A 24,504-nucleotide genomic window follows, 5' to 3' on the forward strand; every position below is an offset into this window, starting at 1 on the left:
GGAATAAATGAATGATTGAATGATGCTCCGCAGTGCTGAATCGGCAGCGCACCATTCAATCATTCACTTATTCCACAATTCATCAATCGAACACCCGCATGTCTAAAAAAATAAATATCGGCCTCGTGCAGATGGCCTGCACGGAGGATCTGGAAGCGAATCTGGAGAAGGCGATTGCCGGAATTCGCGAAGCCGCGGCCAAAGGTGCCCAGATCGTTTGTCTTCAGGAACTGTTCAGGTCGCTGTATTTCTGCGACGTGGAAGACCATCATAACTTTTCGCTGGCCGAAGCCATCCCCGGTCCGACGACTGCGCGGCTGGGTGAGGTGGCCCGCGAAACCGATACCGTCATCATTGCTTCCCTCTTTGAAAAAAGAGCGCAGGGGCTTTATCATAACACCACGGCGGTCCTCGATGCCGATGGGAGTTACCTCGGAAAATACCGCAAAATGCATATTCCGGATGATCCGGGCTATTACGAAAAGTTTTACTTTACCCCCGGTGATCTTGGTTACAAGGTTTTTGAAACCCGGTATGCCAAAATCGGCGTGCTGATCTGCTGGGACCAGTGGTATCCCGAAGCCGCCCGCATCACCTCGCTGATGGGTGCCGAAATCCTGTTTTACCCGACCGCCATCGGCTGGGACACCAACGAAACCGACCCCGCCGTCGATCAGGAGCAGTATAACGCCTGGCAGATGATCCAGCGCGGGCACGCCATCGCCAACGGGGTCCACGTGGTGGCCGTCAACCGGGTCGGGCGGGAAGCGGAGCAGCAGTTCTGGGGCGGGTCCTTCATCTCCAATCCGCACGGATCATTGCTCTACCTGGCCCCGCACGATCAGGAAGTGGTTCATGTTCAGGAAGTGGACCTGGATCTGACCGATAAATACCGAACCACCTGGCCTTATTTCCGGGACCGCCGAATCGACTCCTACCAGCCGATTACGAAACGGTACCTGGACGAATGACCAAACGTATGAAACTGATTCTTTCGGCCTTACTGACCGGCACGCTGGGCGCCGGTTTCTGGTTGGTGCGATCCCTCGGCGACGAAGCGCCGGAAGGGATCGCACAAATCGGCCCGCTCCCCCTCCAGACGCCCCTGAAACCCATCCCGAGGCAGACCTTTACCCCCACCACCCGGAAAGGCTACTGGAACCCCGATGTTGTCGGCGATTTTAAGCTGCCGGCTACCAAATCGGCCACCTTCAGCGGAGCCGGCCGGAACCTGCACGTGCAGCAGGACTGGTCCAAACTCTTCCGCCGTGGTTTTTCATCGATCGACAAAACCCGGATGGCGCCGGAGGAATACCGGAGCGAATGGAACCCCAAGCCGGAAGGATGGACCAGCCGACTTAAACCGTCCCAGCGGACCCTGACCATCGGACAGGGCTATATGGCGGAAGCGCCCTTCCATATCAACTGGGCCAGAAGCTCGGACCGGGCCGCCGAAACCTGGTATATCCGCCCCTACGGCGACCAGCAGTTCAAGAACAGCGTTAACTGGGCCATGCTCGAACTGAATGGCGGCTGCGTCAACTTCGGCGACTGCCCGCCCGGGAAAAGCCTCAGCACTTTCAGCAAAATTTATTTCGATATTGAAAACGAAGGGGTCGGCAATGCGGGCGTTCGGCAGGATCAGGCCAACCTGTATGTTTTTATGGTGAAGGCGCTGCGGGAATGGGTGAGTCCGTATACCGAAATCGGGTCGATTGCACCGGTACCCCGCAACAGCTACGGATACTCCCGCGCCCGTGACTACAACGCCGAGCCCGACTGGCTCTGGAACATGCCGGCCCGCCAGACCCCGGCCTCCCGCCTGCACGGGATGCCCAATGACATCGTCGGAAAATCCTTTGCCGATGTGGTTGATTTTCAAATGCCGGGAACCTACTACGTGTACCCCGACTTCGATTATTCCATCCGTCATGACGCCGACGGCGACCGTCACTGGCTGGCGGGGCTGCTGCACGAGCAGGAGGTCAATCAGAAACTTTCGTCCAGAAAGCGTATTGCCTGGCAGTGGCTGTTCAACACCCAGAGCAGCGATTTTCCCAACAGCGAAAAGGCCAAAAATCCGGCCCCTCCGGCCGTTGCCGAGGGTATGGCGGTATTTCTCTGGTTTACCGGAGCCTATGGCGTCATCCTGTGGGACGACGCGATCGACCTGAAACCCGACCAGCCGACCCCTTCCGACCCGGCCGGTCAGGGCATCGGCAACGACCGGAATTACGCCTGCTACGAACACTACGTCCACGGCCTCTGGCGCCTTTTCCGACACAACGCCGACCTGTTTACCGGCCGCGAAAAGTATCTGAACGACCAGACCGAATGCTCCTACGATAACGGCCGCACCTGGTTTAAATACAACGCCAACCAGCTGAAAACCCGCAATCTGCCTTTTGTTCGGGCCATCGTCGGCGGCAATCAGATCCTGGTGGCTGCCACCAGACCCTACGCCCGGCCGGACCAGACCTCCAGAGTGATGATCCGCTACACCGCCGACGGCTACCGGTTCTATTCGACCATCACCCTGAAGGGCGACGAAATCTACCTCGGCCGGGCAACTATGCCGAAAGTTTCTACGGCCCGGAAGAAAGCCTGAGTCGGTTCCTTTGAATGGATTTAACCGGCCTCGTCAAACCCGACGGGGCCTTTTTGTGTATTGACATATAGTTCGGCCCGTTTTTTTTCCTTACAGGCCATGCCGGAACCGTTTGGCTTAAATTCTTTATTTTATCATCTTAAGCCCCAGTTATTTTGTTCCGTCTTTCATCAATACCCAAACAAGATGGCAGAACAAGAAAAGAATTCGGGACTCGATACTCTCGGACGTAAAATCCTGAGCCTGTTTATTAAAGAGGAATCGGCAGCGGCCCCGGCGGCAACGGCTCCGGTCAACGCACCGCCTGCCGCCAGACCCGCGCCGGCCCCAATCCAGCCGATTCAGCAGGTGCCCCAGGCGCCGTCGGCTACGGGCGGGAATGGAACGGTCGACAACAAGTTCGTCGAACACCTGGCCTCCGTGCTGGCAAAGTCCAACCCGCAGGGCCCGGACTATTTCGAGTTCAGGGAGGCCCTGAAGAACCTGGCGAACCTCGATCTGAGCGAAGACAAGCAGTATCAGGCCGCCTGGGCCAGCTTCAAGGCGATGGGCGGTTCACCGGACGTTTCGCTGCTGGTCAATTCGGCCAATCAGTATCTGACCGCCCTGAACGCCGACCGGGAGGCCTTCGCCAAAACCGTCGATGGGGCTATGAACGACCGGGTAGGCGGACTGAGCAACGAGCAGAACCAGCTGAAAGCCGAAAACGAGCAGCTGGCAAAGCAGATTCTGGAACTCCAGAAACGCATCGACACCAACAACGAACGGCTGACAAAAATCGGCGGTGAACTGGAAGAACAGCGACAGAGAATCCTGCAGAACCGGGATAATTACGAGGCCACCCTGGCGGTTTTTGTCGGCCAGATCAAGCGCGACCTCCTGAAGCTGGGCGAATACATTAAATAAATCGACAGGCTGCCCGGTATTCGGGCGGTTTCAAACACAATAAACCTAACACGATTGACATGGCATCAACTCCTGATTTTTCGCAACTGGGCGGCCGAAGCGACGACGGTGACAAACGGTCGTTCTGGAGCCGGCCCGAAGGCCTCGTAGGTCTGTTTTTCCTGGCGGCCATCGGCGCCCTCGGCCTGGTCTATTTCAACCGGGTCGTGGAGTTTCTGATCCGGGTTACGGAAAATACGCTCTATCTGGCGGGACTGCTGGCGGTGCTGGGCTTTCTGATCTTCCTGTTTACGAGCCGCGACGTCCGGACGGCCGTTTTCTTCCTGTATAAAACGCTGATGCGGAAAATTACCGGCATCGTGATCCAGCTCGACCCGATTGCCATCATGAAGATCTATATCGACGATCTGAAGGACAAGCGCCGGAAGATGCAGGGCCAGATCGACACGCTGGCCGGGCAGCTGGTCAAACTGAACCGCAAGATTTCGGAGAATAACGAGGTCATCAAGCAGAAATTCGCGGAAGCCAATAAGGCCAATGCCATGACCGACAAACCGGGCATGCGGGAGGCCGCTTCCCTGGCGACCATCGAAGGGGCCGGCCTGCAGGAAATGAACGAAAAGCTGTTCCCGCTCCAGCGCAATATGAAGACGGTGCTGGAGTTCATGGAAAAAGTAAACAAAAGCGCCGACTACATCATCAAGGAGACCGAGATCAAGGTGAAGCTCAAGGAAGCCGAATACCAGATCGTGAAGGAAAGCTCCAACGCGCTGCGTACGGCCGTGAGCATCTTCAAGGGCAATCCGGACAAGAAGTTTTACTTCGACGAGTCGATGGAATACATTCAGGACGACATGAGCAAAAAACTCGGAGAAATGAAGCGGGCCATGGACCTTTCGATGGACTTCATCAACTCGGTAGACATCCAGAACGGTGTGCTTTCGGACAAAGGCCAGGCCCTGCTCGAAGCGTACAACAAAGGCGAGTTCCGGCAGATCCAGCTCGACGGCCCGGCGACGGCCTCCCCAAACCGGCAGATCAACCCGCCGAAGGACGAAGGCTATCGAAGCCTCTTAGAATAATCGAGTGATTGAGTTGTTGAATGACGGTTCGCCGTTGCGATTGAATTGGCTCCGCAGTGCTGAAAATGGCAGCGCCCATTCAATCATTCAACAATTCCACTCCCCGCGAAGCGCATTCAATCATTCAACAATTCAACAATTCAACAATTCCTATGCAACGCTTAACCGTAGCCGGAAGGCTTTTGATTACGGCTCTGATCTTGGCCGCTGTCTACTTTGGTTTCAAATACGTGGGCGGGGTGGACCTGCTGAAAAAGCTGGCCCCCAAACAAACCGCCGACCAGACGACCGGCTCGAGCAGCGCGCCGTCGGGAACAGCTGAGGAATCGACGGATGCCCCGGAGAACGACGAAGCCTCGTCCTCCTCCGGGAACGAACCAGCCGCCACCGGCGAGCGTCAGACTTTCACGTACACGGCTCCTGTGCCGCAGGGCGGCAAACTTAAGGGGGTGGTCGAACTCGGAGCGAGTGGTTTCAACTCCTTCATCGTCCGGATCGACGACCAGAAAAACTGGAAACTCGAAAAGGCCGAGTTCGGCAACAGCCTCGTGCTGGAGAACATGGCCACGGATCAGGACGTCCGGGAAGGGCTGAAGGAGTACATCAGCAAGATGCTCAACTTCGGCGTCGGCGGTCGGGATATTCATTTTGTGGTCAGCTCAGGTGCCGTGAAGGCGGAGAATACCCAGAAAATCATCAAGGCCCTGAAGTCTCTGAACTATGTGGTCAATACGGTAACGCCCGAGCAGGAAGGCCGCCTGGCCCTGCGGTCGGTTCTGCCGAAAGATTTTGAAGAGTCTTCATTCGTGGTCGACATCGGCTCGGGAAATACTAAAATTTCCTGGAAAAACGGAAGCAAGACCTCGGCTATCGAAACCTATGGTTCCAAATATTTCCAGAACGGCGTAGACGACGCCAAAGTCTTCGAAGAGGTGAAGGCCGTGGTCAAACAGGTGCCGGAAGCAAACCGCAAGACGGTGTTCATCATCGGCGGGGTTCCTTTCGAACTGGCCAAGGAGGTTCGTCAGGGCAAGGAGCGCTATACGGTTCTGAATACGCCTTCCGCTTACAATTCGACGGAAGCCAAGACCAAAGCCGGCGTCAACATCTATAAAGCCATCGCCGAAGGCACAGGCAGTAACCAGTTCGTCTTCGACTGGGACGCCAACTTTACGATTGGGTACCTGCTGACGTTGTGAGAAGGGTAGTTTAGGAGTGGAGGAGTTTAGGGGTTGGGGAGTTAAAGTGTGAGGGGTTTGTCATCCCGGGGAACGACAAAACCAATCCCTTCCCCTATTCCTCCACCTCCAAACTCCTCCACCCCAAACCCCATAACCCCCAAACTCCTCCACTCCTAAACTTCCATTCTCTCCTTCTCCCCGATTAATTTTTGTAGTTTTGCGGTTCTATTGGAAATGACCGCATGACTATGCAATCCCTTCGGCTCGACGCCGACTCTCATTTTATCCCCGCCCGGCACGGCTTTTTCTTTCCGGCCGAATGGCATCCTCACGTCGCCACCTGGCTCACCTGGCCCCATACGGAAGCTTCCTGGTCGCATGAGCGGCAGGAGCGGATGTTTCCGGCGTATATCGAGTTTATCCGCACGATCAGTGAGGGCGAACAGGTCTGCATCAATGCCCATAACGAAACCGTCATCCAGTCGGCCCGGATGCGGCTTTTGCTGGCCGGAATCGATATGAACCGGGTCACGCTCCTTCCTCATCCCTCCAACGACTCCTGGTGCCGCGACCACGGACCGGCTTTCCTGATCAACCGGGATGAGAAGGACCGGATGATCGTGAACTGGGAATACAATGCCTGGGGCGGCAAATATCCACCCTATGACCGGGACGGGCTGATTCCGGTAGAGATTGCGCATTACCGCGGCTTGAAATACGTGAACCCGGGGATCGTTATGGAAGGCGGGGCCGTCGAATTCAACGGAAAAGGCACCGTCCTCACCAGCAAGGCCTGCCTTCTGAACCAGAACCGGAACGCCCACCTGACCCAGTCCCAGATCGAAACCTACCTCCGCGAGTATTATGGGGTGGAACAGGTCCTCTGGGTGGAGGAAGGGATCGTCGGCGACGATACCGACGGTCACATCGACGATACGGTTCGGTTCGTCAATGAAGATACCGTCGTGGTTTCTACCGAAACGAACCCCAATGACGACAATTACGAGTTCCTCCAGGGCATCCACCGGGACCTGAAGGAGATGCGTCTGCTGAACGGCAAACCGCTCAACATCGTCAATCTGCCCATGCCCGAGCCGGTGCTGAGCGAAGGACTGCGGCTGCCGGCTTCCTACGCCAATTTTTACATTTCCAATGCCGCGGTGATCGTCCCGACGTTCCGCTGCGACAAGGACCAGATCGCCATCGAGATTCTGGAACGGTGTTTCCCGAACCGGAAAGTGGTCGGAATCGACGCGACGGAAGTGGTCTGGGGGCTGGGTACGTTCCACTGCCTCAGCCAGCAGGAACCGGCAGTGGTTTGATAGTTGGGAGGGATCATGTACGACGGTAAGCTATTCAGGTCGGTGACCAATACCGACAACGGGGAAGTCGATGCGGCCACCACGTTTCGGTATCACCAGGAAAACAGCCTGGTCTGGGCGGACTACTCGGGCGGTTCCATCGTGAAGGGTTTCCTGATGGCGAAGGTGGGGGAAGACGGCTCCCTCGACATGGTCTACCAGCACCTCAACACCGACGGCCGGTTTCGGAATGGAATTTGCCGCTCGACTCCCGAAGTTCTGCCCGACGGGCGCTTGCGGCTTCACGAACGCTGGCAGTGGACCAACGGCGACGGGTCTTCGGGAGAGTCGATCATTGAAGAATGCCGGTAAACATGCCTGGAATGAAACTACGAAGTCTGCTCATTATCTTTCTGCTGGCGGCCTGCTCGCCCTCGAAACCGCTGACGGCCGAGATGAAGCTCAACAGCCTTAAAGCGGTGAATCTGGAGGAAACGCTGTCGCGGAAGGACGAGGTCATGATGGCCTGGTCGCTGACGGCCTTCGACAACCGCAACCGTCTGGTCGGGGTGATCAGCAATGGGTGGGGTGTCGAAAAAATGGAGAAGAACCGCGCGGTTTCCTTTACCGATCAGGCACCGGTTTTGCTGGAAATACCGAAAAACGGCAAGGTGGTGGCCTCGCTGATCCTGGTGGAAGTGGACGATTACAGCCGGGCGCAGCAGTTTCTCAGCCGCATTCGCGACGTCAACCGCTGGATTCAGGTGCCGGTCGGCTTTTTTGAACTGGGGTCGGAGCTGCTGACTCCCCTGAAATACGTGACCACCGCGCTGGCGGCCGCCGGCCTGGGGGTGCAGCTGGCCGACCGGCTCGATGCCGACGATCTGCTCGGCCAAAGCAGCGTCGAGCTGCGGTATGATACCCTGGTCAAAAACAAGACCTCGGTCGTTCATGTCCCGGCCCGGTTTTCGGGGAAACATCTGCGTGACTCTTTTGCCTATGAGGTTGAGTATGACCTCCGGCTGAAACGAATGAAAATAAAGCCGGCCACCCAGCGTTAGAATCGTAACTAATTCCGATAAATCTCTGTTTCTGAGTACGTATAGTGTTAAATCTCATGCCAGTTGACCGTCCGACGGACCATGCAACGCAATCTTTTCCCGCTTTGACATCTTCTGCTTTCCTTAAAATGGCGCTCGGCGGGTTGCTGCTGGGCTCGGTCCTTTCAGGCTGTAAGACGGTCCCGAAAGTAACGGCCCCGCCGGAACCCGTCATTCTGAAACTGGGGAACAAATCGTTTACCACCGACGAGTTCTTTCAGTCGTTTACCAAAAACCAGATCAGCGGGGATTCTACCCGACGGACCGACATCCGGGAGTACTTCGATCTGTATACCAATCTCAAACTCAAAGTACTGGCCGCCGAGCAGGAAGGCCGGGACACCACCGAAGCCTTCCGGGAAGAAATCGCCACCTACCGCCGGCAGCTGGCTCAATCGTATCTAAACGACAAGGAAGTCATCGAACGGCTGACCGCCGAGGCTTACGAACGGATGAAGCAGGAGGTCAGCATTTCGCACATTCTGTTTGCCGTTTCGGAAGACGCGGCCCCGGCCGATACGCTGGCGGCTTACCAGGCGGCCGTCAGCCTCCGGAATCAGCTGCTTCAGGGCGGGGATTTTGCCCAGGCCGCCCGCCAGTTCTCCAAAGATCCGACCGTTTCGACCAACGACGGAAACCTCGGTTATGTGACGGTGTTTCAGGTACTTTACCCCGTCGAGACGGCGGCCTACACGACGCCGGCCGGAAGCATTTCGATGCCGGTGCGGTCCCGCTCGGGCTACCACCTCGTGAAAGTGCTGGATAAACGACCGAGCCGGGGCAAGGTTCAGGTGGCCCACATTCTGGTCCGGATCAGCCCCAGTGCCGCAACCTCCCCGGTCGGTGACGAAGGCCAGAGGGCCGCCAAAGCCCGCATCGACGAGGTGTACAGCCGTCTGCAGAAAGGCGAGCCGTTCGACGCCCTGGCCAAAGAGTTTTCGGACGACCGCGAATCGCGCAATACCGGCGGCCTTCTGCCGGTTTTTGGGGTTGGGCAGATGGTTCCGGCCTTCGAGGAAGCGGCCTACAGCCTGACCCGGGCGGGAAGCTATTCGGCCCCCTTCCGGACCAACTACGGCTGGCACATCGTCCGGCTGGTCGAACGGCTGCCGCTGGAATCTTTCGACGGTATGGCCCCGATCATCCGGCAGAAGGTGGTGACCGATACCCGGGCGGAGGTGGTTCGGGGTGCACTGACTCAACGGCTTCGGAGCCTTTATACCATCACCGAATCTCCGGCCGTTCTCAACCAGACGCTGGCGCTGGCCGATACGAGTCTGGTCCGCGGAAAATGGAAGATGCCGGTACCCCTCCCGGCAGCCCTCGACAAAAAACCGATCGTACTGGTCAATAAAAAGCCGTACACGGTCAACGAATTTCTGGAGACGGTGTACCGCCGTCAGCAGCCCCGGCCGGCCGGGTCCTCTCCCGTGGTGATGATGGAGCGCCTGTTCCGCCGGTTTGTCGACGATAAGCTGATCGAGCAGGAGGAAGCCGGTCTGGAACAGAAATACCCGGACTTCCGGGCGCTCATGAACGACATCCGCGACGGGGTACTGCTCTCGCAGGTGATGGAAACCAACGTCTGGGAAAAATCCCTGACCGACTCGCTCGGCCAGCGAAGCTTTTACGAGCAAAATCGGGAGAAATACCGGTATGACCAGCGGGCGGTGGCCTCCATTCTGGTCGGCACCAGCCAGGAAACGCTCGATCAGGCTACGGAGATGCTCGCGAAAAGCCCCTATCAGCTCCGGCGGTCGGTGGAAGATCTGGACTATGGCGTGAACCAGACGGCCCTGAGTCCGAAACACCGGGAGTCGCTGTTCGACCTGCTGGTGCTGATGATCAAGAACCCGGATTACCTGGTGGAAGTATCCGGTTCGGCCGACGGCCCCGAGCGCGACACGGTATCGGCCGGACGCATCCGGACGGTCGTCAACTTCCTGACGGCGAACCGGATCCCGGTAATCAGGATCATGGAGAAAGACCACGGCAAATTCCGGCCGGGCGTCAAAGGAGAAAAGGCGCGCCGGGTCACGTTTCAACTATTCTCTACCTCGAAAAAAGATGTGGAAAAGATCCTGAACGCCAAAACACCGGGCACCATTTCCATGACGGAAGGGACTTTCTCCAAAGGGGCGAACCCGTTCCTGGATGCGGTTCCCTGGCAGCCCGGCACCCATACCGCCCGGCAGGCCGGCAAGGTCGGCGTGGTGAAGATCGAGCGGATCGAGGCCCCGCGGGTGAAAACCTTCGAGGAAGCCCGGGGCGCGGTCATCAACGACTACCAGGCCCTGCTGGAAAAACAGTGGCTCGACCGGCTGAAACAGCAGTATCCGGTACAGGCCAACGACGAGGAAGTACGGAAACTGGTAAAATAATTTTAACATGATTTAACAGATTGCGACCCGCACTTTAGCGAAAAATCGTCCCGAAAGCGTTAATATTGAATAGTAAACCTGAATGATATTTTGATGAAGTATTTCATTCCCAGATTATTTTCCCTAACGGCCCTGCTGCTTCCGGCGGCCATCCCGGCCTTTTCTCAGGGACAGCCCTACAGCCTGAACAAGATCATTGCAAAGATCGATAACTACTACGTACTCAAATCGGATCTTGAACAGGCCAAACAGTCGTACGTCCAGCAGAACCAGACGCCCCCGGCGGACTGCCAGCTGCTGGAGAGCCTCGTTGTCCAGAAAATGCTTCTGGCCAAAGCCGAAATCGACTCCGTAACGGTGGAAGACAAGATGGTGGAGAACCAGATGGACAGCCGGATGTCGTACATGATCCAGCAGTTCGGCTCGGAAAAGAACCTGGTGGAAGCCTACGGGAAAAGCATCGAATCTCTGAAAAGTGAACTCCGTCAGGAAGTGAAAGAGCAGATGCTCGGCCAGCGGATGCAGACCAAGATCACCGACGACGTCAAGGTCAGCCCGAGCGAGGTCCGGAAATTCTTCAACAGCATCCCCAAAGACAGCCTTCCCTACATCCCGGCGGAAGCGGAAATCGCCCACATCGTCCGGTTTGCCAAGGTAACCCGGGAACAGAAGGATGAACTGCGCAAACGCCTGCTCGCCCTGAAAGAACGCGTTCAGAAGGGAGAAGATTTTGCCAAACTGGCCGGCGAATTCTCGGAAGACGTCGGCTCGGCCCAGAAGGGCGGTGACCTCGGCTTCGCCAAACGCGGGATGATGGTGCCGGAATTCGAAGGAGCGGCCCTCAAACTGAAACCGGGTGAAATGTCGGATATCGTCGAATCGGACTTCGGCCTGCACCTGATCCAGCTGATCGAAACCCGCGGGGCCGAATACCACGCCCGGCACATCCTGCTCCGGCCGGATTATAACCGCCTTGACGTGACCGACCCGACCCGTTTCCTCGACAGCATCCGGACCCTGATCCTTACCGATACGCTCAAGTTTGAAAGAGCCGCCAAGGATTTTTCCGAAGACAAAGGGACGGCGGACGCCGGCGGTATTCTCCGCGATCCCCAGACCAACAGTTCCCTAATGGCCCTCGACGGCACGATGGATTATTCGCTGTTTATGACGCTGGACACGATGAAGGTCGGAGCGGTCAGCCCGCCGTTGCCCTACCGGACGGAAGACGGCAAGAGCGCCGTGCGGATTTTGTATTACAAACGGAAAGTGAACCCGCATACGGCCAACCTGAAAGACGATTATGAAAAGATCGGCAACATCGTCATGGCGAATAAAAAGAACAAAGCGATCGATGGGTGGTTTAAAAAGGCAGTGGGCGACGTTTACATCAAGGTCGATCCGGAATACGAAAGCTGCCGGATCATCGGGACCCAGAAAACCGAAGGCCCCTGACAGCCGCCGGCCTGAAATAATTCTCAACACCTAACTCTTCACACTCTGTGGTACAGTACAATTCCGACGTTGCGGCTGCTGAAGCGCTGAATGAAGCGTACAAACGACTGAAAAACGAAATCGGCAAGGTGGTGATCGGCCAGGACGAGACCGTAAGGCTCCTTCTGACGGCCATTTTCTGCCAGGGTCACTGTCTCCTCGTGGGTGTGCCCGGCCTGGCGAAAACGCTGCTCATCCAGACCATCGCCGGTGCCCTCGACCTGAGCTTCAACCGGATACAGTTCACCCCGGACCTGATGCCGTCCGACATCCTCGGTTCCGAAACGCTCGACCAGGAACGGCGGTTCAAATTCATCAAAGGCCCCGTTTTCGCCAACATCATCCTGGCCGACGAAATCAACCGGACTCCGCCCAAAACCCAGTCGGCGCTGCTCGAAGCCATGCAGGAGTACGCCGTGACGATTGCGGGGCAGAAATACCCGCTGGGCCGGCCGTTCTTCGTTCTGGCCACGCAGAACCCCATCGAGCAGGAAGGGACCTACCCTCTGCCGGAAGCCCAGCTCGACCGTTTCATGTTCAACGTCTTTCTGGACTATCCCTCCTACCAATCCGAACTGGACATCGTGAAATCGACTACCTCCGACGAGCGGTATCAGGTTCAGAAAGTGATCTCCGGCGAGGAAATCACCACCTTTCAGCACCTGGTTCGCCGGGTTCCGGTGGTCGATAACGTGGTGGAATACGCCGTTAAACTGGTTCACAAAACCCGGCCCAATACGGAATTGGCCGCTGCGGATTCCAATACCTACCTGGAGTGGGGTGCCGGACCGCGGGCCTCGCAGGCTCTGATTCTGGCCGCCAAGTGCAACGCCCTTCTCAACGGCAAATACTCCCCTGATATCGAGGACGTTCGGGCGGTTGCCTACCCGATCCTGCGCCACCGCATCGTCCGGAACTTCAAGGCGGAAGCCGAAGGCATCACGGTCGATCAGTTGATCAAACGAATGCTTTAAAACGGTATTGCCATCCCCCTCTTTCCTGAAAAAGCCGGTTTTGGAACCGGCTTTTTCGTTTAATTGCCGGTAAGGGTAATAATGGAGGCAGCCGGCAGCAGCAGGGTTTTCCCTGGCGAAAAGGCTTCTTTGGCCGCACAGTCGTCGTCCGAAGTCGTTCGAAACTGCTTCCATTGGGCAGGCAGACCGGTACCGGTGATTCTTACGGCCCGGTCGGTATCGCCGGTATTGATCAGAACCAGGGTTTTCTGGCCGGTTTCCGGATGGGAGAAAGCCAGCGGCAACACTTCGGAAAGGTCGGAATCGGCCTCGTTGCGGACGGCTCCGGGCCGGATATAGCGGTAGAATTGTTTCGAGGTATAAAACCGTTTGCTTTTCACCCCGGCCGAATTCATCAGGCTGTATTCATCCAGCGTGCCCGTGCTGAGGGTCCAGAACAGCCAGGCCGAACTGTTGCCGAAGCGCAGGGCCGTATACATGGCCGACGCCAGCCGGACGGCCCCTTTCATGTCGTTAGAATAGCCGGAGGTCTCGGTCTGCCAGAGCGGCAGCCGGTACGGCGCGCCCCAGTTATACATCGTCTGCCAGGTTTGGGCATCCTGCGAACCGGCCGTCACCCCGTCCAAAGCGTAGCCGTGTACCGCCACGAACCCCACGTACTGCCGGGCTTCAGGATCGTTCAGGGTCGGCTGGGTCATGGATCGGACGCCATCGAGCCAGCCGACGTCCTCGGGCAGAAACAGCCGGGTAGTGATGCCCTCCTTCCGGAAACGGCCGCCGACCGTTTTAATCAGGTCCCGAAGGGCTTCGCCATTATAGACGCAGGATTGATAAAACTGCGAAAACCGGGGTTCGTTCTGCAAACTCAGACCATACGGCTCCACCCCGATCTCCCGTTTGAAAATCCGGACGAAAGCCGTACAGTACTCGGCAAACTCCTCGTAATTCTCTTTTTTCAGCTGATTGGAACCGGCATTCGGGTTGGGGTTGTAGGCCGGGGCGGAGTTATCTTTGGTACCGTTGTCCAGCCGGTTATTCCATTTCATCCACTCGGGCGGGCTCCAGACGGAAATGATGAATTTCTCCACCCCGGCGGCTTTCATGGCCTTCAGGTGCGGAATTCGGCGGCCGAAATGCGCGTGGTGATTCGGGAGGTCGCGGGTCAGGTTATACTTCGACAGGTCGGTGACGTTGGGGTCGGTATTGTCGTTTTCCGGCTCGAAGCTGGTCGGAATTTCGTCCCGCAGGATCGTCAGCCCGAGGTCGTTCACCACCGCATCCACGAAGGCCTCGCTCGTGAGTGGCCCGTTCGACCAGTAGACATCCTGCGCTCCGAAGCCGCCGAACCCTTCGATGGTCTGGTTCTTTTTGCTCAGGTCGACGGTCACCTGCCCCACGGCGGTCTGCACGATGACGGTTTCGGAAACGGGTTCGGACTTGCCGTCCGTTACACTGACCCTGACGGTATAGGGCCGGTTGATCTCCCTGAAAACGAAAGTTTCCTTATCGGCTCCGGCCCGGACGGTCCCTTCTCCGAATTCCCACCGGTAGGTCAGCGGGTCAAAATCCGCATCGACGGCTGCGGCCTCAAACCGGTAGGTGTACGGATCGACGGAGGTCAGGACGGCCTTCAGCGTCAGCGATGCGGGAGGTCGGTTGGGGACGCCCCCGGTATCTTTACAGGCAAAAGCAAGCAGCAGCAGGGTCAGGCAGGATTTCGCTTTCATAACGAAAAAGGATCGGAGACGGGAATGCGACGGTTGGTGGAAATCCGTGGGAGCCAGGGGTTCCCACGGATTGGCTTACTAACCTATAAATGAAAGCTATGCTCTGAAACAAACATGGCACGAATGCCGAACTTTACTGTCCTGCCTTGTAGGGTATCGCCCGGTAAAATGTGTAGATTTAGCCCCCCCTAAACGTTTTTCGATGAAATCACTGTACGGCCTGCTCCTGTTCGTATTAGGTACCAGCCTGACCTCCTATTCACAAACCGTTCTTACCCAGACCCTTCGGGGCCGGGTGGTCGACAAGGATTCCAGGTACCCGCTCATCGGGGCCACCATTCAGGTCGTCGACCTCTCCGCTTCCCAACCGGCCGGCACGATCTCCGATACGCTGGGCCGTTACCGAATCCCCGGCGTGCCGGTCGGCCGCCGGACCGTCCGAATTTCACTGGTGGGGTTTAAAGAGGTCCTGCTGAACAACATTATCGTCGATGCCGGCCGGGAAACGATCCTGGATGCCGAACTGGAAGAATCCGTCACCGAACTGGCCACCATCGTCGTCAAGGCCCAGCGAACCGGCGAGGCCCGCAATGAAATGGCCGTGGTATCGGCCCGCCAGTTTTCCGTCGATGAAGCCGACCGCTACGCCGGAAGCCGGGGAGAACCCGCCCGCATGGCCTCCAACTTCGCCGGGGTCCAGGGGGCCGACGACTCCCGCAACGACATCGTCATCCGCGGCAACTCGCCCAGCGGGGTGTTGTGGCGTGTGGAGGGCGTATCGATCCCGAACCCGAACCACTTCGCCATTCCCGGCACCTCCGGCGGGCCGGTCAGCATCATCAGCAACAAGATGCTGGCCAACTCGGATTTCTTCACCGGCGCCTTCCCGGGCGAATTCGCCAATGGCATCGCCGGGGTGTTCGACCTGCGGCTGCGCAACGGAAACAACGAAAAGCACCAGCGTTCCTTCCAGTTCGGCTTTCTCGGCACCGAGGGGCAGGTGGAAGGGCCGCTGTCCCGGAAAACCGGCTCGTCCTATTTTGCCTCCTTCCGGTATGCCAACCTCTGGCTGTTCAATCAGATCGGGATCGACATCGGTACGCAGGCCGTTCCCTCCTATCAGGACGCGTCGTTCCGGTTCAGTTTTCCGCTCCGCAACAACGCCCGGCTTTCGCTCTGGGGCTTCGGCGGCACCAGCACAATCGACCTGCTCATCAGCAAACAGACCGTGGCCGATCGGAATATCTACGGCCAGAACGACCGCGATCAGTATTACACCTCCCGCATGGGCGTGGCCGGTCTGACGTACGAAAAACCGCTGACCCGGCAGACCTTTTTTAAAGCCACTCTGGCCGTTTCAGGCAACGTGCAGGACGCCAACCACGACTATCTGTTCATTCGAAAAGGAACCGACGGGAACCCATTGATTCAGAATAATCGCTACGTGATCGACTCGCTCCGGCCCATTCTGGATTACCGGTTTGCGGAAACCAAAACGGCGCTGGCGGCAACGGTCAACCATAAGTTCTCGGCCCGGAGCACGCTGAAGGCCGGCCTGAATGCCGACGTCTATTTCTTCCATTTCATCGACAGCGTCCGGGCCGTGACGAGTCTGCCCAACACTCCTATCCGGCTGGCGCCGTGGGAAACCCGCTGGGATTCGCGCCGGACGGCCGTGCAGCTTCAGCCGTATGTCCAGTGGCGGGTCAACCTGACCGACCGGCTGAGCCTGAGCGCCGGCCTGACGAGCTTTTACTTTTCGCTCAACAATCACAGCTTCTCCCCCATCGAACCCCGGGCGGGGCTGGTCTGGGACCTGCCGAACCGCCAGAAACTGTCGGCCGCGGTCGGGCTGCACAGCCAGATTCAGCCGTCCTATGTCTATTTCTACGGTCGAAACCTCAATGGGGAAGCCCGCAGCAGCGATCTGCTGAACCTCAACACCGGCCTGACGAAAAGCTGGCATTATGTGACCGGCTACGACCGCCTGCTGGGCCGGAATATGCGGCTGAAAATCGAGGCTTATTACCAGCGGCTGTTCAACGTTCCGGTCGAGGAGCAGCGCAGTTCGTTTTCCATCCTGAACACGGGGGCGTCGTTTACCCGGGTATTTCCGGGCAAGCTGGTCAACAAAGGAACCGGAAGAAACTACGGGGCCGAACTGACGCTGGAGAAGTTTTTCAGCGACGGCTATTACTTTCTGGTCACGGGCTCGGTGTTCGACGCGAAATACCGGGGGTCTGACGGTGTGCTTCGAAATACCGACTTCAACGGAAAATATGCCTTCAACGCCCTGTACGCGAAGGAGTTCGTGCTGCGCCGGTCGGCAGGGCGGTATACGAGCCTGAACCTGGGCGCCAAATTTACGGCCATCGGCGGAAGGCGCTTCGGGCCGGTAGACGTCGTGGCTTCCCAGGCCGCCCAGGAGATCGTCTTCCAGAGCGACACCCGCAACTCGCAGCAGTTTCCCGATTACCGCCGGCTGGACCTGAAAGTGGATTACAAGATCAACCGGCGCCGGCTGACCCACACGATCGCCGTCGATCTGGTGAACATCCTCGGCATTCAGAACGTACTGACGCTCAGCTACGCACCTCAGCCCGACGGCAGTTTTATCAAGCGCGAATACCAGTTGGGATTTCTGCCGGTATTCTTCTACCGGATCGACTTTTGATTGCTTAAGGGTTCTGTTGAAGAAAGGTATCGACGTCCCCCGGAGTATCGAGGTCGACGCGGCCGGGTTCGAACGGCACCTCGGCGCAGTCCTGTGGGTATTCCATGAACAGTTTTTTAGCGCCGGCGTCTCCCTCCAGACTGAGCAGGTCCTGAATGTACTTCCGGTCGAAGAGGGCCGGAACGCCCAGGCTGCCTCCGTAGCTGGAAGCCACGATGCCCTTGCCGGATTCGGCGTAGACGTGGGCCAGTTGCAGAAGCAGGCCCCGGTCGACGTGCGGCTGGTCGGTGAGCAGGAACAGCACGGCGTCGAACTCCTTCTGGGTAAGATACAAAGCCGCCAGGCCGGTTTTGATGGAAGAGGCCAGCCCCTGTTCCCAATGCCGGTTTTCCATGATCGTCACCGGCAGCCGGTCCAGTTCCGTAACGATCTGCTCCCGGTTGGCGCCCAAAACCACTACCACCGGCCGGAACGGGGTGGACAGGGCCGTATCGACCACTCGCCGGATCAGGGTTCTTCCCTCCCAGGCCACCAGTTGTTTCGGTTGGCCGCCCATGCGGGACGATGCTCCGGCCGCCAGTATCACAACGCCGATGTTCATAAGCCTTACAGATCGACCAGCGCCTGTCCGGTCTGGTGGATCGGAGCGGTTTTATACTTCAGAGGCTGGGCTGAAGCTTTGCGGAAAAACGCCTGAATCTCCGTCACGACCGACAGAGCGATTTCCTGCGGGGTTTCGGCGCCCACGTCCAGACCTACCGGCCAGAAAACCCGGTCGAGGTCGGTGCCCTTCACAAAATCGGCCACTTCGGCCAGCAGAGCGTCGCCCCGTTTTTTCGGACCCAGTAAGCCGATGTAGGGAATGTCGGATTGCAGCAATTCCTGCAGAACGGCCCGGTCGTATTTAAAGTTATGAGAAATCAGCACGGCGGCCGAATACCGGTCGATGGGTACCTGGCTCCGGACCTGGTCCCGCGGCACGGCCAGCATCTCGTCGGCCTCCCCGAAGCGCCGGGGCTGGAGGTGGGCCACGCAGTCGTCCGTCACGACCACCCGCCAGCCGACCTGTTTGGCGAGTTTCACCAGCGGAACCGCATCGTAGCCTCCGCCGAACACCAGCAGCTGAATATCGGGTTTGAGTTCTTCGGTGAACACCCCGGCCCCGTCGGGCAGAGAGGTCGTAAGCGACACCGGGCGTCGTTCCTGCATGATGCGATCGAGGGTTTCGAGCGGGTTGTCGGCTTCGGTCGGGTCGATGGGCTGGATCAGAACGTCCAGAACACCGTTGCAGCCAAGGCCGATGCCGAAGTTCTCCCCGTCGGGATTGGACGTATCGTAGGTAACCAGTCGCGCGGTGCCGGTCATCATCACCTCACGGGCTTTCCGGAGCGCGTCTCCTTCGAGACAGCCTCCGCTGATGGCCCCTATCCACATACCGTCGTCGGTGATGTACATGCGCGCTCCCGGACGGCGGTAGCCCGAACCCGTCAGGCCGACCACCGTGGCCAGGGCGGCTTTCCGCTCGTTGAAATCGGTTTTCCGATACGCTCGGATGATTTGCTGAAATTCGTGGATCATACGTTTCTGCTGAATAATCAAAAATCAGCATTCAAAAATCAAATTTCAACATTTTTATGATGAATGATCTCCGGCGGGTAGCCGACCTCCACCAAAAACAAGCCACCGGGGGGGGCGGAACGGCCGGCCTTCCGGCGGTCTTTCGCCCGCATGATCTGCTGAAACTCCTCCACCGACATCCGCCCCTGCCCGACTTCCAGCATCGTACCGACCAAAGCCCGCACCATTCCGTACAGAAACCGGTTGGCGCGGGTGTGAAAAACCAGCACCCCGTTTTCATGACGCCATTCGGCCAGATCCATCTCGCAGCGGAAATGGGCCACGGTCGTCCGCACCTTGCTGAAACTCTGAAAATCGGTCTGCTCCCGTAACAGCCTGCCCACTTCGTTCATCCGATCCACGTCCAGATGCGGCTGAAACACGTATAGCTGATCTTCCCGGAAGGGGTCCTTCTGCCGGGCGATGCGGTACTGATAATACCGGTAAACCGCCGAATACCGGGCATGGGCATCGGCATCGACGGGAAAGATGGTCCGGACGGCAATATCGGCGGGAAGGATGCAATTGAGGGCGTGGACGAACGGCCCGATGTTCCCGAGAGGTTTTTCCAGGTCGAAATGGGCAAACTGCTGCCCCGCATGAACGCCTGAATCGGTACGCCCGCTGCCGACAATCCCGACGGACTGCCGGAGCAGGGTACTCAGTTTCTTTTCAATCACTTCCTGAACGGAGATCCCGTTCGCCTGTGTCTGCCAGCCGTGGTAGTTCGTACCCCGGTAGGCCAGCTCCATAAAATAGCGCATAAGAGGCAAAAATAACGCGCTCCGGCGCAATTCCCGAATGGTCTACATGTACTTCAGGTCGTTATTCTTCTTCAGTCGGATGATGTGCAGGCCGTTCAGCAGCCGGATCAGCGGGTAGGTGGGGTCGAACTCGTGCCAGCGGAAGCCGAAATTGGCCCGGCCGCCGTATTTATGGTGGTTGTTATGATAGGATTCACCCATCATCAGAAAATCGAAGGGAAGCAGATTTTTGGCCGTATCGTCCACCTGAAAGTTGACGTAACCGTAGCGGTGGGCATACCAGTTGATGATCGCGCCGTGGACCGGCCCCATCAGGTAATGAATCGGCAGCAACAGAAACATCCACCAGGCAGTGGCGAAATACATGTAAAACAGCGTGTAGGCCACCCCCCAGGCGATCCGGACGAACCAGCGGTCGCCGAGCCATTCCATGAATTCCCAGTTGGGAACGCCCTTCTTGAACTTCGGGTCGATGGAATCCCGGTTTTTCAGAATGTCATTATAGAAGCTTTTCGTCTTCCACATCATGTCGAAGAGATTTTCGGAGTAATCGGGCGAATGGGGGTCACGACTGGTATCGGCATAGGCATGGTGCAGCCGGTGCATGATGCCGTAGGCCCTCGGGCTGAGAAAGGACGAACCCTGGCTGACGAAGGTGACGGCGTAGAAGAATTTTTCCCAGAAGGGGCTCATCGTGAACATCTGGTGAGCCGCGTAACGGTGGAGGAAGAAGGTCTGCATCAATACCGAAAGGTACCAGTGCAGCAGGAAGAACGTGATGATGATCATTGAAAGTGGTCGTATTGTATCAGACGACAAAACAAGGCCGTCCGCGACCGTCGGGGTATGATCAAAATCAGTCGTTCTTCCTGTTTCCTGACAGGGCGGATGCCCTTATTGGGCCCTTGAAGCGGGATTTTATTCGACCAGCTTCGCCAGTGAATTGTCGTACAGACCTTTAGCTTCGGCTACGTTTCCAAGCGTTTCGCCGTCGACCCGGAAATCGCCGGAGGTAACTTCGCCGAGCCGGCTGAAGGCGGCCCCGGTTGACCCGAGGAAGGCCTCGAATTCGGCCTGCCGTTCCGTCCGGACCGACACCAGCACCCGGCTCTGGCTTTCGCCGAACAGGAAGGCGTCTTTCCGGAAAGCCGGGTCGGTCTGCACCGAAAAGCCGAGTTGTCCGGCCATGGCGGATTCGGCCAGGGCCACGAAGAGCCCACCGTCCGAAAGGTCGTGACAGGAGGCAATCAGTTTCCGCGTAATGAGGTCTTTCACCACCTGCTGCACCGCAAATTCCTCCTCCAGATCGAACGCCGGAGCCGGAGATGCCTTGACGCCCCGGTACGAATACAGGTATTCGGAAGATGCAATGTCGTTATTGGACTGCCCGACGAGGTAGAGCGCGTCGCCCTCCTGCCCGAAGGCCAGAGTCATGCGGTTTTCGGGATTTTCCATCAGACCGAGCATCCCGATGGTGGGCGTCGGAAAGACCGGCCCTTCGTCCGAGCTCTGGTTGTAAAAGCTGACGTTTCCTCCCGTCACCGGGGTTGCGAATTTTTCGCAGGCCTTCTTCATGCCTTTGATGGCACCCACAAACTGCCAGTAGACTTCCGGCACGTAGGGATTCCCGAAGTTCAGGCAGTTGGTGATCGCCAGCGGCTCTCCGCCGGTGCAGACGATGTTCCGGGCGGCTTCGGCCACGGCGATGGCGCAGCCTTCTTCCGGGTCGGCGTTGACGTAGCGGCTGTTGCAGTCGACGGTAATGACGATGGATTTGTCCGTGCCTTTCACGCTGACCACGGCTGCATCGGAGGGCGCATTGGTGGAACGGTTGGCCGTCCCGACCATCGAGTCATACTGTTCGTAAACCCAACGGCGGGAGCAGATATTCGGATGAGTGAGCAGGTGGTCGGCAACGGCCTTCAGCTCTCCGGCCTGCACGTCCTGCACATCTTCGATGTTAAAACGCTTAAACTCCTGGTAGTAAGCCGGTTCCCGGCATTCCCGGTGATACTGCGGTGCACCCCCGCCCAGCACGAGGTCGTCGGCCGGCACGTCGGCCACCAGTTCGCCGTAGCGGTAGAACTTCAGCCGGCCGGTATCGGTCACGGTCCCGATCTGCTCACAGTTCAGGTCCCATTTCTCGAAAATCCCGCGGATAACGTCCTCCTTTCCTTTTTCGATCACGACCAGCATCCGCTCCTGTGATTCGGAAAGCAGAATTTCGAACGGCTCCATGTTGGGCTGGCGGGTCGGGACACGGTCGAGGTCGATGTCCATGCCGTGTTCGCCCTTGGCGCTCATTTCGGAGGTCGAGCAGATGATACCGGCCGCCCCCATGTCCTGAATGCCGATGACCTGACCGGTGGCGATGACCTCCAGCGTAGCTTCGAGCAGCAGTTTTTCCATGAACGGGTCGCCGACCTGCACGGCCGGAAGCTTCTCGGTCGATTTGTCGGATATGTCCTCCGATGCGAAGGTGGCACCGTGAATACCGTCTTTGCCCGTGGCCGAGCCGACGATGAACACCGGGTTACCGACGCCGTAGGCAATGGCTTTTGCCACCATGCCCACCTCCACGATCCCGGCCGAGAAGGCGTTGACCAGCGGGTTGACGTTGTAACAGTCGTCGAAATAGACTTCCCCGCCCACTGTCGGGATTCCGAACGCATTGCCGTAGTCGCCGATGCCTTTCACGACCCCCTTGAGGAGCCGGCGGGTTTTGGGCAGCGACAGGTTACCGAAACGCAGGGAGTTGAGCTGGGCGATGGGCCGGGCGCCCATCGTAAAAATATCGCGGTTGATACCGCCGACCCCGGTGGCCGCCCCCTGGTAGGGTTCGATGGCCGAGGGGTGGTTGTGGGATTCGATCTTGAAGCTGCACGCCAGCCCGTCGCCGATGTCCACCAGACCGGCATTTTCCTCCCCGGCTTTGGCGAGCATCCGGTCGGAGTCGCGGGGCAGGGTTTTGAGCCAGACGATGGAGTTTTTGTACGAACAGTGTTCCGACCACATTACCGAGAAGATACTCAGCTCGGTAAAGTTGGGCTTGCGGCCCAGGATGGTGCAGATGCGGTCGTATTCTTCGGGAAGCAGGCCCAGTTTGCGGGCGGTTTCAACGGTTGGTAGCGGGGAATGGTTCGCTGTTTGTTCGGTTGCTTCGGCAGACATTCGGTTCAAACGGAATGGGATTGTGGGGCAAAGGTACGGCTTTTCGGGGGAAATGGTATTTTTTGATAAATTGGTTCACCTCTAAAACCGCCCCTTTATGTTCCCGCTCTGGTCTGCCTTCGTTTTTGCCCTGCTCGCTCTGGTCGGTGCCTTTTTGCTCGTCAAAAGTATCGGCGGCATGATTTCGGTGTATCAATCCGGTCCCCGCTTCGAGCACTCGGCCCGGATGCCGGCCTTTTCGGTCGAGCTGCCCAGCGCCGGCGCCTATGAAATTGCCGTCAAACGACCCTACCTCACCGGCATCATACCGTCAAACGTCCCCTTCCGGCTGACGTCCGAACCTGATGGTGAATCCGTTGCCGTGCAGACCGGACTGAACCTGCTCTCCCAGCGCAAGGATTTTTCGGGAAACCGCATCGTTCCCGTGGCCGGATTCTCCGTCGACCGGCCGGGCCGTTACCGGCTGACGAACCCGTCCGTCGAATCGTTCCGGGAAAAGGATCAGCTGCTGATCATGCCCCGCACCGGTTCGAAAGGGTTTCTGCTGATCTTCGGCATCCTGGGCTCGGCCTTTCTGTTTATCGGCGGCACGGTGCTGTTTATTCTGACCCTCATAAAACGCTGACCATCAGCAGCCTACACTCCCGTTCGGTAGCTGTTCGAGGAGCAGGTTGCGCACCAGCCGTATCCGACGCCGGGAGGCTGCCAGCCGGGTTCCGTCGGTAAGCACCAGCACCATTTCCTTACCGGACCGGCCGTATACCCGACTGATATGGAGTGGGTTGACCAGGGCTTTTTTGTTGATCCGGATAAAATTCGGGAGCCGCTCCTGCCAGCGGGCCAGCGTGATCGCCGTCAGTTCAGGGGCGGCCCGGCACCAGTGAAACCGGGTGTAATTTTCGTCCGCTTCGACCCAGATCAGGCCCGCCGGCGAAATGGGTTTCAGAAAGCCTCCGGATCGAACGAAGCCGGGAGGCTGGAGGTCGATGGGTTGGTTCATGGCGCAGTTGCCGGAAAATCGGTTTAGGAATCTGTCCGCACGACGCGCACAAATGTTACCCTCCGACCGTCTCAACCCAATGACTTTCGTCAGCCGCCTACCTGATTTTCCGGAAAAGCGTCCGCTGCCCAATATTTTTTCAAAAATCCAGCCGTACCGTGACCTCCGTTGCCGACCGGCGTCTTAATGTCGATCAGAGAGAGAGTAATTACGGTTTGGACAGTAAGTCAGCCGGGTAGCCCAGCCGCCCGGCTGCTTCGTTTTCAGGCGGTGCGTTCAGCCGATATGGAGGAAATTGCGGTTGCAGGCATAACATCTGTAGGCTTTGTTCGGCAGCCAGAACAGCAGGGTTTTAAGGTAACCCGGTCGTTTGACGCGCTCCAGGTGGGTGTCGTGATGACAGGTGGGGCAGCTCCTTCTGAGCGCCGGGCGGAATACGACCAGGGTCACCAGCAGAAAGACGACCGCGGCCACAATGAGAGTTATCCAGAGCATACACGTAGGGGAAACGCCCCGAAAGTACT

The 24,504-nt window shown here is 57.9% G+C and carries 21 protein-coding genes; 13 read left to right on the forward strand and 8 right to left on the reverse strand.

Translation table 11 applies throughout. The annotated features are described in order from the left end of the window. The first annotated feature begins 98 nt into the window (after positions 1 to 98). From DX909_RS05100 to DX909_RS05150, 11 genes are all read left to right on the forward strand, one after another. A complete protein-coding gene (locus DX909_RS05100) occupies positions 99 to 971 on the forward strand; it encodes a carbon-nitrogen hydrolase (protein WP_128544025.1) in 873 nt (290 codons plus the stop codon). A gap of 8 nt (positions 972 to 979) precedes the next feature. After that, complete coding sequence (locus DX909_RS05105) at positions 980 to 2,608, forward strand: hypothetical protein (RefSeq protein WP_128544026.1); 1,629 nt, start codon at positions 980 to 982, stop codon at positions 2,606 to 2,608. Between the two features lie 186 nt (positions 2,609 to 2,794). Next, positions 2,795 to 3,514, forward strand: coding sequence for a hypothetical protein (locus DX909_RS05110; protein WP_128544027.1), 720 nt, complete (start codon positions 2,795 to 2,797; stop codon positions 3,512 to 3,514). Positions 3,515 to 3,573: 59 nt separating this feature from the next. Continuing rightward, positions 3,574 to 4,596 (forward strand): hypothetical protein, encoded by a 1,023-nt coding sequence (locus DX909_RS05115; RefSeq protein ID WP_128544028.1) that lies wholly within the window; start codon positions 3,574 to 3,576, stop codon positions 4,594 to 4,596. A 152-nt stretch (positions 4,597 to 4,748) separates the two neighbouring features. Further along, on the forward strand, positions 4,749 to 5,795 hold the full coding sequence (locus DX909_RS05120; protein WP_128544029.1) for a Ppx/GppA phosphatase family protein: 1,047 nt from the start codon (positions 4,749 to 4,751) through the stop codon (positions 5,793 to 5,795). 230 nt (positions 5,796 to 6,025) lie between these two features. Beyond that, positions 6,026 to 7,099 carry an agmatine deiminase family protein gene (locus DX909_RS05125; RefSeq protein WP_128544030.1) on the forward strand — a complete coding sequence of 358 codons (1,074 nt, stop codon included), beginning with the start codon at positions 6,026 to 6,028 and terminating at the stop codon, positions 7,097 to 7,099. 15 nt (positions 7,100 to 7,114) lie between these two features. Further along, positions 7,115 to 7,450, forward strand: a complete 336-nt coding sequence (locus DX909_RS05130; protein ID WP_128544031.1) for an avidin-fold protein — start codon at positions 7,115 to 7,117, stop codon at positions 7,448 to 7,450. A gap of 11 nt (positions 7,451 to 7,461) precedes the next feature. Then, entirely contained in the window at positions 7,462 to 8,139 is a 678-nt protein-coding gene (locus tag DX909_RS05135; protein ID WP_128544032.1) for a hypothetical protein, read from the forward strand. Between the two features lie 104 nt (positions 8,140 to 8,243). Continuing rightward, a complete protein-coding gene (locus tag DX909_RS05140; RefSeq protein WP_229310958.1) occupies positions 8,244 to 10,559 on the forward strand; it encodes a peptidylprolyl isomerase in 2,316 nt (771 codons plus the stop codon). 93 nt (positions 10,560 to 10,652) lie between these two features. After that, the gene (locus DX909_RS05145; protein ID WP_128544034.1) at positions 10,653 to 12,014 is read left to right on the forward strand and encodes a peptidylprolyl isomerase; all 1,362 of its coding nucleotides are present in this window, start codon (positions 10,653 to 10,655) and stop codon (positions 12,012 to 12,014) included. Positions 12,015 to 12,061: 47 nt separating this feature from the next. After that, positions 12,062 to 13,027: an AAA family ATPase gene (locus DX909_RS05150; RefSeq protein WP_128544035.1), complete on the forward strand. Its 966-nt coding sequence runs from the start codon at positions 12,062 to 12,064 to the stop codon at positions 13,025 to 13,027. 59 nt (positions 13,028 to 13,086) lie between these two features. Here DX909_RS05150 and DX909_RS05155 read toward each other — a convergent pair whose 3' ends face one another. Next, positions 13,087 to 14,754: a hypothetical protein gene (locus DX909_RS05155; protein ID WP_128544036.1), complete on the reverse strand. Its 1,668-nt coding sequence runs from the start codon at positions 14,752 to 14,754 to the stop codon at positions 13,087 to 13,089. A 202-nt stretch (positions 14,755 to 14,956) separates the two neighbouring features. On the opposite strand from DX909_RS05155, the gene DX909_RS05160 reads away from it, so the two are divergent. Continuing rightward, a complete protein-coding gene (locus tag DX909_RS05160) occupies positions 14,957 to 17,428 on the forward strand; it encodes a TonB-dependent receptor (RefSeq protein WP_128544037.1) in 2,472 nt (823 codons plus the stop codon). Positions 17,429 to 17,432: 4 nt separating this feature from the next. On the opposite strand, the gene DX909_RS05165 is transcribed toward DX909_RS05160, so the two are convergent. From DX909_RS05165 to purL, 5 genes are all read right to left on the reverse strand, one after another. Then, positions 17,433 to 18,029 (reverse strand): nucleotidyltransferase family protein, encoded by a 597-nt coding sequence (locus DX909_RS05165; protein WP_128544038.1) that lies wholly within the window; start codon positions 18,027 to 18,029, stop codon positions 17,433 to 17,435. A gap of 5 nt (positions 18,030 to 18,034) precedes the next feature. Beyond that, positions 18,035 to 19,006 carry an XdhC family protein gene (locus DX909_RS05170; protein ID WP_128544039.1) on the reverse strand — a complete coding sequence of 324 codons (972 nt, stop codon included), beginning with the start codon at positions 19,004 to 19,006 and terminating at the stop codon, positions 18,035 to 18,037. A gap of 38 nt (positions 19,007 to 19,044) precedes the next feature. Further along, entirely contained in the window at positions 19,045 to 19,809 is a 765-nt protein-coding gene (gene truA, locus DX909_RS05175; RefSeq protein ID WP_128544040.1) for a tRNA pseudouridine(38-40) synthase TruA, read from the reverse strand. A 42-nt stretch (positions 19,810 to 19,851) separates the two neighbouring features. Then, positions 19,852 to 20,598 (reverse strand): acyl-CoA desaturase, encoded by a 747-nt coding sequence (locus DX909_RS05180; protein ID WP_128544041.1) that lies wholly within the window; start codon positions 20,596 to 20,598, stop codon positions 19,852 to 19,854. 129 nt (positions 20,599 to 20,727) lie between these two features. Then, positions 20,728 to 22,980, reverse strand: a complete 2,253-nt coding sequence (purL, locus tag DX909_RS05185) for a phosphoribosylformylglycinamidine synthase subunit PurL (RefSeq protein ID WP_128544042.1) — start codon at positions 22,978 to 22,980, stop codon at positions 20,728 to 20,730. Positions 22,981 to 23,077: 97 nt separating this feature from the next. On the opposite strand from purL, the gene DX909_RS05190 reads away from it, so the two are divergent. After that, positions 23,078 to 23,605, forward strand: a complete 528-nt coding sequence (locus DX909_RS05190) for a hypothetical protein (RefSeq protein WP_128544043.1) — start codon at positions 23,078 to 23,080, stop codon at positions 23,603 to 23,605. A 3-nt stretch (positions 23,606 to 23,608) separates the two neighbouring features. On the opposite strand, the gene DX909_RS05195 is transcribed toward DX909_RS05190, so the two are convergent. Next, complete coding sequence (locus DX909_RS05195; protein ID WP_128544044.1) at positions 23,609 to 23,980, reverse strand: LytTR family DNA-binding domain-containing protein; 372 nt, start codon at positions 23,978 to 23,980, stop codon at positions 23,609 to 23,611. A 276-nt stretch (positions 23,981 to 24,256) separates the two neighbouring features. Beyond that, entirely contained in the window at positions 24,257 to 24,475 is a 219-nt protein-coding gene (locus DX909_RS05200) for a hypothetical protein (RefSeq protein ID WP_128544045.1), read from the reverse strand. Positions 24,476 to 24,504 lie beyond the last annotated feature (29 nt).

Origin of the sequence: Larkinella soli (genome assembly GCF_003703975.1) — a bacterium.
In the GTDB taxonomy this organism is placed as follows: Bacteria; Bacteroidota; Bacteroidia; order Cytophagales; family Spirosomataceae; genus Larkinella; species Larkinella soli.